This window comes from Mesorhizobium sp. M7A.F.Ca.CA.001.08.2.1 (assembly GCF_003998455.1).
GTDB classification, from domain to species: Bacteria; Pseudomonadota; Alphaproteobacteria; order Rhizobiales; family Rhizobiaceae; genus Mesorhizobium; species Mesorhizobium ciceri.
The window spans coordinates 1-12,505 of record NZ_RZPW01000092.1 but is presented as its reverse complement, the minus strand read 5'-3'; the positions used below and the strand labels follow the sequence as shown (position 1 = coordinate 12,505).

The 12,505-nt window shown below is 61.4% G+C and carries 15 protein-coding genes and 1 riboswitch; of the genes, 4 read left to right on the top strand and 11 right to left on the bottom strand.

Annotated elements, in window-relative coordinates:
• A partial coding sequence (locus EN914_RS08405) for a GntR family transcriptional regulator (RefSeq protein ID WP_164778686.1) occupies window positions 1-675 on the bottom strand: 675 nt, incomplete at its 3' end.
• A gap of 229 nt (window positions 676-904) precedes the next feature.
• Window positions 905-1,174 (bottom strand): DUF982 domain-containing protein, encoded by a 270-nt coding sequence (locus EN914_RS08400; RefSeq protein WP_013530801.1) that lies wholly within the window; start codon window positions 1,172-1,174, stop codon window positions 905-907.
• 84 nt (window positions 1,175-1,258) lie between these two features.
• On the opposite strand from EN914_RS08400, the gene EN914_RS08395 reads away from it, so the two are divergent.
• The gene (locus tag EN914_RS08395; RefSeq protein WP_013530800.1) at window positions 1,259-1,516 is read left to right on the top strand and encodes a hypothetical protein; all 258 of its coding nucleotides are present in this window, start codon (window positions 1,259-1,261) and stop codon (window positions 1,514-1,516) included.
• A 282-nt stretch (window positions 1,517-1,798) separates the two neighbouring features.
• On the opposite strand, the gene EN914_RS08390 is transcribed toward EN914_RS08395, so the two are convergent.
• From EN914_RS08390 to EN914_RS08365, 6 genes are all read right to left on the bottom strand, one after another.
• Entirely contained in the window at window positions 1,799-1,927 is a 129-nt protein-coding gene (locus EN914_RS08390) for a DUF3309 family protein (RefSeq protein ID WP_081714180.1), read from the bottom strand.
• A gap of 383 nt (window positions 1,928-2,310) precedes the next feature.
• On the bottom strand, window positions 2,311-3,006 hold the full coding sequence (locus EN914_RS08385; protein ID WP_024501580.1) for an isoprenylcysteine carboxylmethyltransferase family protein: 696 nt from the start codon (window positions 3,004-3,006) through the stop codon (window positions 2,311-2,313).
• A gap of 169 nt (window positions 3,007-3,175) precedes the next feature.
• Complete coding sequence (locus EN914_RS08380) at window positions 3,176-4,195, bottom strand: ABC transporter substrate-binding protein (RefSeq protein ID WP_024501581.1); 1,020 nt, start codon at window positions 4,193-4,195, stop codon at window positions 3,176-3,178.
• Window positions 4,192-4,956, bottom strand: a complete 765-nt coding sequence (locus EN914_RS08375; RefSeq protein WP_024501582.1) for an ABC transporter ATP-binding protein — start codon at window positions 4,954-4,956, stop codon at window positions 4,192-4,194. Before EN914_RS08375 ends, EN914_RS08380 begins: the two co-directional genes overlap by 4 nt.
• Window positions 4,953-5,768, bottom strand: coding sequence for an ABC transporter permease (locus tag EN914_RS08370; RefSeq protein ID WP_024501583.1), 816 nt, complete (start codon window positions 5,766-5,768; stop codon window positions 4,953-4,955). The genes EN914_RS08375 and EN914_RS08370 overlap by 4 nt, the downstream gene beginning before the upstream one ends.
• 41 nt (window positions 5,769-5,809) lie before the next feature.
• On the bottom strand, window positions 5,810-6,418 hold the full coding sequence (locus EN914_RS08365) for a YkoF family thiamine/hydroxymethylpyrimidine-binding protein (protein WP_024501584.1): 609 nt from the start codon (window positions 6,416-6,418) through the stop codon (window positions 5,810-5,812).
• A riboswitch (TPP riboswitch) is annotated at window positions 6,409-6,522 on the bottom strand. Its footprint overlaps the gene before it by 10 nt.
• Before the next feature lie 72 nt (window positions 6,523-6,594).
• Here EN914_RS08365 and EN914_RS08360 point away from each other — a divergent pair.
• Both EN914_RS08360 and EN914_RS08355 read left to right on the top strand, forming a co-directional pair.
• A complete protein-coding gene (locus EN914_RS08360) occupies window positions 6,595-7,035 on the top strand; it encodes a hypothetical protein (RefSeq protein WP_407067772.1) in 441 nt (146 codons plus the stop codon).
• 282 nt (window positions 7,036-7,317) lie between these two features.
• Window positions 7,318-8,421, top strand: a complete 1,104-nt coding sequence (locus tag EN914_RS08355; RefSeq protein ID WP_024501586.1) for a GSU2403 family nucleotidyltransferase fold protein — start codon at window positions 7,318-7,320, stop codon at window positions 8,419-8,421.
• Between the two features lie 77 nt (window positions 8,422-8,498).
• Here EN914_RS08355 and msrA read toward each other — a convergent pair whose 3' ends face one another.
• Both msrA and EN914_RS08345 read right to left on the bottom strand, forming a co-directional pair.
• Window positions 8,499-9,017: a peptide-methionine (S)-S-oxide reductase MsrA gene (gene msrA / locus EN914_RS08350; protein ID WP_024501587.1), complete on the bottom strand. Its 519-nt coding sequence runs from the start codon at window positions 9,015-9,017 to the stop codon at window positions 8,499-8,501.
• A gap of 82 nt (window positions 9,018-9,099) precedes the next feature.
• Window positions 9,100-10,668: a glycosyltransferase family 39 protein gene (locus EN914_RS08345; RefSeq protein WP_032898599.1), complete on the bottom strand. Its 1,569-nt coding sequence runs from the start codon at window positions 10,666-10,668 to the stop codon at window positions 9,100-9,102.
• Window positions 10,669-10,947: 279 nt separating this feature from the next.
• On the opposite strand from EN914_RS08345, the gene EN914_RS08340 reads away from it, so the two are divergent.
• Window positions 10,948-11,655, top strand: coding sequence for a hypothetical protein (locus EN914_RS08340; protein ID WP_024501589.1), 708 nt, complete (start codon window positions 10,948-10,950; stop codon window positions 11,653-11,655).
• 86 nt (window positions 11,656-11,741) lie between these two features.
• Here EN914_RS08340 and EN914_RS08335 read toward each other — a convergent pair whose 3' ends face one another.
• Entirely contained in the window at window positions 11,742-12,056 is a 315-nt protein-coding gene (locus EN914_RS08335) for a hypothetical protein (protein WP_024501590.1), read from the bottom strand.
• Between the last annotated feature and the right edge of the window lie 449 nt (window positions 12,057-12,505).

Sequence of the window (12,505 nt, the reverse complement as noted above, 5' to 3'; positions counted from 1 at the left end):
GTACTCGATCGGCCGGTCGTCGGCGGCGCGCGTCAGCCGGCGGCCACGCAGGAAAGGCGTGCCTTGCGGGCAGCCGAGGATGGCCGCATCCTCGGCATTGAGCATCTCGATCTCGACCCATTCCTCGCCATGGTCGGGAATGAGGCCGGCGACGCGCAGCGTCTGGTGCAGCGAGCCCTCGCGCAATCCGCGCAACGGTACGTCCTCGAGCTCGGAGGACAATGGCAACCGGCTGCGCTCGATGGAGATCGCATGGCCGTCGCTGGCGTTGGTGCGCACCCGGTCGACGGCGATGAAGAACGGGCTTTCGATGCCAAGCAGCGCAGCCAGATCGGGGTCTTCGATGACCTCCAGCCGCAGCGTCCGCGTCTCGGCATTGGCGCCGGCATCGGCCAGCGCGCGCGACCAGCCGATCGAGTCGTCGACCGGCTTGCCGTCGAAGGTGACGAACGAGCCGATACCAACCTTGGTCGTGATCAGCCCGCGGCTGGACAGTTCCTCGAGGCCTTTGCGGACCGTATTGCGGCTAACGGAGAAGCGCTGGACGAGTTCGTTCTCGCTTTGAAGGCGGTCGCCGAAACCGAGGACGCCGGAACGGATCTCATGTTCGAGGACGGTGGCGATCTGCTCGGGCTTGCCCCTGCCGGGAGACAGTTGAACCGCGCGCCGCTTCATAAGGGTACCTGTTCAATGAACCTGTATAATCCTGTTCAATACCGAGGCCCGGATGCTATGTCAACAGATGCCGAAGACTGACCAACAGGCAGCGAAATGTGCGGAATAACCGTGCAGGGCGTGCCGAGAGGCAGGTCAATAGCCCTGAAAAGCCGGTCGGCGATCGCCAAAAAGGGGCATACATCAAGGGGATGGAGCCAGATCCTGATTCAATTTCACCAGGGGCAGGCTACGGGATCGACACCTCACGCGGTTCGACGAGGATGTCCGCCTCGATAGCGGCGTTGATGAACGCCGCTCTTGCCGCCGAGACTTCTTTCTTTCCCTCGAGCACGGCCAGACAGGCCTTGCGGGCAACCATATGCTTTTGCCCGGTCGCAACCGGCCAGCGGTTCAGCAGGATGTCGGCAGCCTGAGCGACCCGCTCCACGTTGAAGATCGAGTTTCGCGATCGGCCGAGCGCAATCCTGACCGGCTCATCGAAACGCTGATCTTGCACGATGCCACTCCCCAAAGTCGGCATTCATCGATTCGCGGCCTTCAACCCCGAGCAATGTGATAGGTTCTGCGCCAAAGGTGCAAGATGTCCGATTCCAGTGGCCAGAAAAATCCCAGGCTGATCGTCGTGGTCGCGTTCGATCGCGGTGAGGATGGCGAGTTGTTCCCAGCCTTTGGACCCGCCGACCAGCAGAGCGAGGATCGCGCCATACGCACCGCCAGGGCTCTGACGGCAAAGCATTCCGGCGTCATCGCCTGGAGCCGTGAGGCCGATCCGACGCTGGGCGAATATGGTCCGCCGAACACGCTCTTCGTCAGCGGTGACGTGCCTGACATGGAGTAGTCGACTGGCGCCAGCATCTGAACGCCTCGCCCATAGGGTTTGATGCGAGCCGGTTTTGCCTCGCCAGCAAGCAAAAGCCCGCTACGGTGAACCGGAGCGGGCCTTGGAGGAGGACAAGGGGTGGGACCCTCTCCTCTTGTTTCCACGGGGGGGTGTGGACCGCAATGACCATACGAAAGTTTTGCAGAGTGCAGGATCACAAGCCGGCTTACCTGCATCACAATCCGGTGCACGCCGACATTGGGGCGCTCACGAGATTGCGATCAGTTGGCGATAACCCGGCTAGATGCGCCCGAGCACGACAAGCACGATGACGATGAGCAGCACGAGCCCAAGGCCGCCGCCGCCATAAGAGCCGGTGCCGTAGGGTTGAACGTCGCAGCTGCGATGTTCAAAAGACGAGCGCTCCAAAGGCCTACCGTTCCGCGATTGTGGCGGGCATCGCGCGCGGAAGAAGTCTCGCCAGCAACAGAAACGGCCATCCTGGTGATGGCAACCAGAATTTAATTCCGGCACGCCTGTGGACCGCAGAAAGCCCACCAGTGTGGTGGGCTTTCCGATCGGCCGGAGATGGCGAGAAGCCGATTGCAGAATCAACTACGCGAGATAGTGAGTTTCAGCTTCACAGAGAGAATACTGAAATTGAAGGGTGGTATATATATCAACAAAATTTCTGAAATAAACGCCAGTAAAAGTGGCAATATTAGCTTGCACAAACAATGCGCAGGTCTATAGACGATCGAACGTTGCCAGTGTGGTTGCAGACCGAACGATTCTGCGCGCCGGGGCGCTTGTCAAACGACGCCGTAGAACAGCCTGTAGTGGACGCGCTTCATATAGTCCCGATACTCCGGCGTGACGGCCAGCAGCGCCTCTTCGCGCAGGATGCGGTGCACCTGGAAGAAGGTGATCACCGCGTAGACGGCTAGATTGTAGAAGGAAAAGGCCGACAGCAGGAACAGGAGATGGCCGGCAAGATAGCCGGCATAGATCGGATGCCGCACCAGACGGTAGGCACCGCCTGTCATCACGCCGCGATTGCCCGGCAGAATGGCGAAAGAACGCCCCAGCGATATCTTTCCCCAGATCACGAACCCCAACGCCAGGGCCTGCAGCGGCGCCGCAACATGGACCGGGATGATGGCCACGCCCGGCTCCAGGTCGATGAAACCGACACCGAAGCTGGCGATCACGGAGACAACCACCGTGAGCGGGTTCCAGTCGCGAACCTTCGGCCGACGCGACAGAAGCAGCCAGGTAAAGGTCAGGATCTCGGAAATCGCCACCAGCGCCACATTGATGCGCGTCGGGTCGAGCATCAGGTGATACACGCCGCGGTAGACGAACATGCCCGCGAAGGCCAGCGCGCATATCCGAAAGAAACCTTCCCGCAAGTCCACCAGGATCTCGCGCTTTCGGGCTGCGGACAGGATCCTGCCGTCACTGACGTGCGAAAGCGCCTCGCTTTTTGATATGAGCAATGCAGACACCCCAATGATCCCTCAGGGCGACCTTTGCACGCAACCATTGCCGGGCAGTTAATCAACAAGATCAGATCGGTCTTAAACTGGCTGTCGAGCCAGGGCGCCACTTCCAGACGACCTGCTCCACGCGGTCGCCCAGAAAGACTGGCGACCCATGTCATTTGGTTTTGCCAGACTAGCTCAGATAGTCGTTGCGGAAATAGCTCCCGAAATCCGGGCGTCGAGCAACCAGCTTGCCGTCGGGATCGCGCAAGATGCCGGAGGCGAAAAGATAGTCGCCGATCGCTTCCATCTTAGCCGGATCCATCGTCCCGATGGCGCCGCTTTGGCTGCGTAGATAATGGTCGTCGGCCAATGCCTTCAGCGAGGCGTGGATCAGCGCCGGATTGGTCAACGCATCCTTGTTTGCAGCGATCAGCAGGGTTGCCGCATCGTCGGGGTGGTCGACAGCGAACTGGTAGCCGCGCCGCGTCGCCTGAACGAAGTCGGCCGCAGGCTTGGGATTGGCCTGGAGATAGGCTTCGCTCGAAGAGATCAGTGTCGTGTGCTCGTCAGGCACGCCATAATCGGCATAGACGAAGCTGCGCTGCTTGACGCCCTTGAGCTCGGCTTCGACACCCTCCCACGTCGAGACTTCAAGCGTGAAATCGACCGACCCATTGGCCAGCGCCTCATAGGCTGAGGTGCCGAGCGTCACCGTCTCGAAATTGCCCTTGCCGCCGTCGTGGCGGATGATGGTCGATATCAGCGCGTTTTCCCAGGCACTGCCGAAGCCGCCATAGATCAAGCCGTCGAGGCTTCTCGGGCTTACGATCTCGTTGCGTGCCGCATTGAAGACCACGCGGCCGGTTTCGGACTGCACCACCGCATAGACGCCCTTCAGGTCCGCTCCGGCGGTTCTCTGGGTGAACAGGCTGATGGTGCCGTTGATGCCGAAATCGGCGACGCGATTTGCAACCAGCGTGCCCGCACCGGTATCGCTGTAAGGCAGGATGTCGACCTCGAGCCCGGCCTCGCGATAGAAGCCCTTGTCGCGGGCGACGAACAGTCCGATGTGGTTGGTGTTGACCGTCCAGTCGAGGGCAACGGTGACCTTTTGTGCCGATTGTGCTTGGGCTCGCCCCGATCCGGCAACGAGCGGAAGGCCTGTGGCAAGCGTGAGCAGCAAGGCCTGCCGGCGCGTCAAGTCAGTCATGGTCGTGTCCTTTTGGATGGGTTGGGGTTGAGGATGATGTCGAGGATTTCGGCCTCGAGCGCGCTTGCCTGCCGTGCGGCTTGGCCGCCAAGGCTGCGCGGGCGCGGCAGCGGCACCTTGATTTCACGCACGATGCGGGCCGGGCGCGCCGACAGCACATAGACGCGGTCGGACAGGAACACGGCTTCGCGCACGTCATGGGTGATCAGCAGCGCCGTCCAGCGGTGATGCCGCCACATCTGTTCGAGCCAGCGCTGCATGGCGGTGCGGGTCAGTGCATCGAGCGCGCCGAACGGCTCGTCGAGCAGCAGCATGTCGCGCTGCTGCACCACGGTGCGCAGCAGGGCCGCGCGCTGGCGCATGCCGCCCGAGAGCTGCCCGGGGAAATGTCGCTCGAAGCCGGCAAGCCCGAACTCGGCAAACAGCGGCGCGACGCGCGCCCGCGCCGCCTTGCGCCTGATGCCTTGCACTTCGAGTCCAAGCGTCGCGTTGTCGAGGATGCGCCGCCAAGGCATCAGCGCATCACGCTGCGGCATGAAGGCAAAGCGCTTGCCGTGGTCATCGAGCGGCTCGCCGTCGAAGAACATCTCGCCCTCGCCATGCTCGGCGCCGGTCAGAAGCTGGAACAGCGTCGATTTTCCGGCGCCCGAAGGTCCAAGGATCGAGACGAATTCACCGGCGCCGACGCTGAGCGAAATATCGGCCAGCACGTCGAGCCCGCCGAACGCCTTGCGCACATGCCGCAGCTCGAGCCGGTTCATCGCCGCGGCCCCTTCCCTGCGATTGCCTTGTCGGCTCGCTCCCAGGGCATGGCCAGGCGCTGCAGCAGCACAGTCAACCCGAACAGGACAAGTGTCAGCGCGGCGCTGACACCGACGGCGGCCAGCACCAAATCGGGGCGGAAATTGTTCTTGGCGTTGAGCATGTATATGCCCAGCCCCTTCGCGGCACCGGCATATTCGGCGAAGATGGCGCCGACCACGGCATAAGTGATGGAGATCCTGAGGCCAGCAAAGAAGTAAGGCAGTGCTGAAGGCAGCCGCGCCAGCACGAAGATGCGCCGGCGCCCTGCTCCCATGGCGCGCAGCATTTGGCCGATCTCGGCCTCGGTCGACTCATAGCCCTCGACCAGTGCGACCAGCATCGGAAAGAAGGTGACCAGCGCCACCAGCATGATCTTGGGCGCCAGTCCGAAGCCGAACCACAGCACCACCAGCGGCGCGATCGCCACCAGCGGCAAGGTCTGGCTGACGATGAAGACGGGAACCAACGCGCGGCGCAGCGGCTGGAAGAAGTCGACCAGCATCGACAGCGCAAAAGCGGCGCTGAGCGAACAGGCAAAGCCGAGTAGCGTGGCGCGGATGGTCGGAACGGCGTTGTTGGCCAACGCCTCGCGATTGAGCATCGCTTGCTCGAGGACGCGCGACGGCGCCGGCAATATCGTCGGCTTGATGCCGGAATAGGTGGCATAAAGCTCCCACGCCAGCAGGAGCAACCCGACCGAGACCATGGCCGGCACTGCCTTGGCAAGAAGGCTCGCGATCCGGCGCGAAGCGACTGACGATGAGACCACGGGAGATAACCTTTGACGGCCGCGCGGAAGCGGCGGCAGCTTCAGACAGCCGACGGGCTGTTGGCCGAGACCGTGACGTCGAGAGTTACGTGGCCGGCGCCTGGTCCGAAGCGACAGAAGGCCTCGTCCAGCGCCGAAAAGATCGCACCGGCATCACCGCGCAATTTCGTGCAGAAATGCTTGGAACGCTCATAGACGCCGGACTGCTTGAGAAAGTCGATGCAGCCGTAAATCTCGTCCATGTGGTCGTCGGTGCCCATCACATAGAGCGAGAACTGCGCGGCCGCCGGCTGGCCGGTGACAGCAGCATTGCGCACCGCCGCGATGGCCGCATCCCTGCGCGGGCCGAGTGGCCCGACCGGCCCACCAAGTGCATCGGAGCGGCAGATCGGATCGTCCGGCTCGCCAGGGCAGCCGCGCGAGATGGTGGCGGACAACACGCAATGTTTGCCGCTGCGTGCCGCCGCCACGAAGAGGTCGCGCATGGCAGGAAACAGCACTTCGGGCGGCCCGACCAGCAAGGTCGAGATGTCGTCGGTCTCGATCCTGAGCTTGTCGCGCCAGGGATCGAGCGCGCCAAGCCCGCCAAGGATGACACCGACGAAATCGTCGGTCATGGGATATAGGGAAATCTGTGCGCCTGAAAACACCGCCCGCCTCGCTCCGCTGGTATTACCCAGATCAGCTTCTAGGGTCTGTGGGCTTGCCGCCCCCGTCTCAGCCCCGACCGTACGGAGCACCCCTGTGGATGTGCGCCTTAAAGCATCATTCGGGTTGAAGGGAAAGCCGTTTTTCAGCACACTGCGCCAAAAGGATTGCGCCAGTCGTGGTGCGCCTGAGCGGAATTTTGTCGGGAACCTTCACTGCCGCGACCGGTTGTCCCCATAGTCGCGATGCGATCACCTTCGTAAGAATGAGCGACGAGTTCACAGAAATGGAGACAATGAAAATCCTCGCAGCTTCGGCTCTCACCATTGGCCTGGCGACATCAGCCATGGCGCAAAGTGCTGACGATAACGGTGCAAACGGAGGCGGCAGCGGCAAATCGGTGACGGTTGAGCCGAACACGCCGGCTTCACCCAATACGGTCGAGCCGGACACTGTGGACCCGGGCATAACCAACAGCACGACCGGCATGCCCGATGGCATGAATTCCAACGCGGATGAAAACTGCCCGGCCGGTCCGCAGGGCGCACAGCCAGATGCCAACGGCACCTCGCCGGGCACGGCTTCGCCGACAGTCAACGACAACCATTGCGGCAAGTAAGTTGTCGCCAATTGGAGCGAAAACCCGCGGAGCGAATGCTCCGCGGGTTTTCGGCGCATCGTTAATCGCCGGACAGCGTCTGACGGCCGGTATGCGCATGCCGCAGGAAATCGACGCAGGCGCGCACCGCTGGCGGTGTATGGCGCTGCTTCTGATAACAGGTCGGGCGATTATAAGGTTTTCGCAATTTTCTTATAACCACTTGAAACCAGGAGCAGAAGCGCGCAGTTATAAGAGAACTGCAAATTTCTTATAACGCAAAGACCCTGGTCGGACGCCGCCATGAAATCGATCGATATTGCTTATCGCACTCTGTTCGCTGAACTCGTGCAACGAAGCCTGGATGCCTCGTTCCAAACTGACTTCTCGACGGCAGGCAATTTCGTACGGGTTCCGGTAAAAGGCCGCGACTACTGGTATTTCGAGGAGACCAGACCGAAGACGACAAGACGATATGTCGGTCCGGCCGACGATCCCGAGATCGCAAAACGCGTCGCCGCCTTCAGGGAAATCAAGAGCGATCTGAAAAGCCGTCGTAAGCTCGTATCGACGCTTGTTCGCGAGGCCGGGTTGATGGAGCCGGAAAAATTTACCGGCGATATCGTCGAAGCTCTTGGCAAGGCCGGGTTTTTCCGCTTGCGGGGCGTACTTGTCGGCACGGTCGCATTCCAGACCTACGCCGGATATCTGGGCGTAAGGCTGCCGGGGGTAGCGCTACAGACAGGCGATGCCGACTTTGCCCAATTTCACTCGGTCTCCGTCGAAGTGGGCGACAGTCTGCCACCGATCATGAATGTGCTGCGCGATATCGATCCGTCGTTTCGCGAAATTCCGCACCGAACGGATGCCAATCGCACGACCCAGTTCGAAAACGCTTCCCGCTACAAGGTCGAATTCCTGACCCCAAATCGGGGTAGCGACGACTACGCCGACCACGCGAGCGCGATGCCGTCGCTGGGCGGCGCATCGGCACAACCCTTGCGGTTCCTGGATTTTCTGATCCGCGAACCCGTAAGAACCGTCTTGTTGCATCGATCCGGAGTCCCGGTACTGGTCCCCTCACCCGAGCGATATGCCGTCCACAAACTGATTGTCGCCTCTCTTCGCCAAGCGAATGCAAACGGCGCGGCAAAACGGGAAAAAGATGTTCTTCAGGCAAGCTTGCTGGTCGAGGCGATGGCAACTGCCCGCCGGCAAGATGATCTCGCCGTGGTGTTCTCCGAAGCTTGGAATCGCGGTGCCAGCTGGCGCGATGCAATCCAACGAGGTCTTCGTTTACTCGATCCCGATCGGCAAGACACGGTCGAGACAATCGTTCGAAGGGCACTTTCGGATATTGGTGAAGAGCTCGATGGCTTCACCGACGCGACAAGGCGCGCTGACTGAAGGTGTTTGGGATGCGATGATGCCGCTCGACGACTCCATCGAGCGGCAATGCATGGCAGGACCGGAAGCTGTGAGCCCTACGAAACAGCCTTCTCACGAACCGGCAGCTTCCAGCCTGGCCTGACGAAGTGGCAGGTGTATCCGTTGGGATATTTCTCCAGATAGTCCTGATGCTCGGGCTCGGCTTCCCAGAAGGGGCCAACGGGTGCGACTTCGGTGACGACCTTGCCCGGCCACAGGCCCGAGGCATCGACATCGGCGATCGTGTCCTCGGCGATGCGCTTCTGTTCGTCGCTGGTGTAATAGATCGCCGAGCGATAACTCGTCCCGACATCGTTGCCCTGGCGGTTGCGGGTCGTCGGATCGTGGATCTGGAAAAAGCGTTCCAGCAGCGTGCGATAGCTTATGATGGCCGGATCGAAATTGATCTCGATGGCTTCGGCATGGGTGCCGTGGTTGCGGTAGGTGGCGTTGGGCACGTCGCCGCCGCTGTAGCCGACACGGGTGGAGATGACGCCGGGATAGCGCCGTATCAAATCCTGCATACCCCAGAAGCAGCCACCGGCAAGGACTGCGCGTTCGGTCGAAGTCGCCATATCACGTCTCCTCAAAGGCAAGTTTGTCTGGACATAGATGGGCATTGTCACCTGCTTCGTCCAGCGGACCGGCGGATCTGCTTCAGTTGCTCGGTCGGGCGAGGCCGTCGATAGCACCCGGCAACTGCCGCGCGCCAGGCGGAATGGCGGCGAAGCTGATCGCCACCGGCGGTGCCTTGAGCGACCAGTCGAAAAGAACGATTTTGACCGGGATGTCGCCCACCCACGCCTGCAGATAAGATGGCACATCGCGCCCGGGCCAGACCAGCAATATGCCATGCTCGCGCAGCCGCTCCTTGGTGATCCAGGGGGCGTACTGCATGTTCAGTTCGGTGAAGATCGACGGCTTGTCATAGGCATTGAGGCCCGCCAGCGGCGCAATAAGGGCATGGCCGCCGACGATGTCGAGCCGATCGGGCGTCGCAGCGTGCCAGACAGCCTCTGCCTCATCCGAGATCTTTTGCGCCGGCCAGCAGACGGCGTCCATGCGCCCACGCAGATTGCATTTCGTCCAGCGGATGCCCGCATAGGCACCGGATATGCCGACAATGGAGATGAGCGCGCAGATCGCCAGCTTTCGCATCTCGATGGCGCCGAGGCGATGGCCCAGCAAGGCGAGCGCCACAACGCCAGCAAGATTGTACATCGGCGCGCCCCAGGCCTCGCCGGCGCCGGTGAACAGGGACGCCACCATGACGAGGATCGCCGGGCCAACCCCCATCCACAAGAGATAGACCAGCGTGCCGCGCCCGACGGGCTTTTGCGGCGCGGGCGAGCGCCGCAGCAGCCCTGATATCGCCAGCACCAGAAGAAAGCCGCAGAGCCCGGCCATCTGGACGCCGATATAATAAAAGCGGGAGCGATGGGCCACCACCCACTGATCGCGCCAGGCGGCATAGGTCAGCGGCAGGAAATCGACGCGGCAGAGTTCGGCGGCCAGTGGAGCGGCGACAGCGCCGAAAACCGCGAGCCCAAGCCATGGCCAGGGCGTGGCGAGCCGACTGCGTGCGCGTGTGTCCGACAGCAGCCAGATCGCCCCGAAAAGCAATAATAAGCCGGTGGAAAGCTTGGCATAGAGCCCGACGCCCGACACCAGCCCGAGCGCCAGCCACCAGCCCGGCCCACCACCACGGCCCGCACGCCACAACAGCCAGCAGATAGCGGCCCAGAAGGGCATCTGCGCGTAGTCATGATTGAACTGTGGGGTCGGCCAGCCGAAGAAATAGAGCGACGGCATCAGAAGCACGGCGGCCAGCGCGCGGGTTCGCCCGAGCATGTCGCGGGCCAGCAGATAGACTAGCACGAAAGTGGCCGAGATCGTTAGCTGAGCCACGAGATATTGCGGCCAGCGGAACGATCCGGTCAGAAGATGGCTGATCTCGAGCAGCCAGCCGGGAAGCTGTGGATGCTTGTAGGTCAACAGCACCCATTCGCGGCCCCACATGAAGCCTTCGACGACATCGTTGGGCGGTGACACGTCGACAAGCGCGGGCGCCACGGTCCAGCACAGGATCTGTGTCAGGCATAAAAGCGCCAGGCCGGCTTCTGGATAGCGCGTCAGCCCTGGCCAGATCGACGACTGCCGCCAGTCGCCTGGAACAGAACTGCCGACAGGCAGCCAACCGTTGATGGGTCCGTCGATTCGCGTCATGCGGTGGATAAATCACGCCGGACGGTTTTTCGAACAGCCCAGAACTCGAAGCTTACGAAAATGTATACTTGGGCGACCACGGCAAAACCAAGATTGAGGCAGAGTTTCGCGCCACCATGCCGCCTCTCCCGTCATCACATGCCAGCAAGACAACAATGGAACACGCCATCCCGCGGCACCCTGAACATGCCGGGGCATGGCGCATTGGGCGTGATCGCGGCAGGCGTCGCCCAAGCCTGACCGGCTCCCGTCCTCAGAAAAGCATCCAGGATTTGAAAAATGCGCCACCACCATGCCGTCATTCACTACCGTGCGCTCGATTTCTGGATGGCCCGTGCGGCCGTTCTCGTCATCATCTGCCTGCAGCTTCTGGTCATCAACAATCTCTCATTCGGGCCGCGCTGGCTGGCGCCCGCGCTGGAAGCCGCCCTGCTGCTGCCCTTGTCGGTGGCCACCGCCTGGACACAGGCCGCCACCCGGAAGGCGGTCGAGGACCACGAGTGGCATGCGATCGGCCAGTTTCGGGTCATGATCCGCAGAACAGCCCTGACCATGACCGCCATCATCAGCATCATGAATTGCGGTTCGCTGGTCCTGCTGGTGCATGCCTTGCTGGAGGGCCATGCCGGCAACAGCGGCACGACCCTGCTGATCGACGCACTCAACATCTGGGTTACCAACGTCATCGTCTTTGCCTTGTGGTTCTGGAGCACCGATCGCGGCGGGCCGCCGACCTGCGGTCTGGTCAAGCTTGCGCAGGCCGATTTCCTGTTCGCGCAGATGACGTTGAACGACCGTGAACTCCAAGATTGGCTGCCCGGCTTCGTCGATTATTTCTTCCTCGCCTTCACCAATGCGACCGCGTTTTCGCCCACCGACACCTTGCCACTTTCCCAGCGCGCCAAGCTGCTGATGATGGCCGAGGCCATGATCTCGCTGCTGACCATCGCGCTGGTCGCGGCACGCGCGGTCAACATCCTCGCTTGATCGGCCCGACACGCAAAAATAGCCCGCCCGGCGCACCGGAACGGGCTATTTTGGGTTGTCTTCGATGGTTAGATGCAGCGCCGAACTTAGTGGCGCTTGCCCAGACTGTAGCTTTTGCCGCCCAGCAGGTTGACGCCGAGCCCGCTCAGAACGCCACCGACGATATTGGTCTTGTTGCCGTTCAGAATGCCTGAAAGGACATTGCCGCTCAGGATGTTGTTGCCGCTGAGCACGTCGTTCAGCGCGGTGATCTTGCCAAGGTCGATGGACGGCGAAACATTGATCAGGCTGCCCGAATTGCCTCCCCAGCCGCCCGAACCTCCGCACCCACAACCCGCCTCGGCGGCTCCAACGGACGATGCAACTGCAACAGCGGCGAAAATAACAGTGAACTTGTTCATGAAAGCTATTCCCGTTTGATGATGGAGATGGCTTCCGTCTTCTGTGGTCTACCTCTTGCTTAACAATATATGAGCGCTTCATCCCCTCAAGTCTTTATGTATTTTCGGTGCTTCAATCAAAAATTAACAATAATCATTATGCATAACCGACATGATTAACTTGCTTGTGACAACGGGCGATGACGAGACCGGTCAGCTCGAATGCCGCTCAGCAATGGCCGATCGGAAATACAAAAAAGCCCGCCCCGGCGTGAGCCGAAGCGGGCAGCGGTCGGTCCTGGAAATGAAAGCCACGCTGCGCCAGGTCGCCCGCCTCGGTAATTCCGTCAGGCAGTGGCCAACAGACGACGCGGTGCCAACAGCTACTCCTCCACCCCCGGCTTGAATCTCCGCACCGCAAACTCGAACAGCACGTCCGAAATCCACATGGCGCAGACGCCGATCAGGAA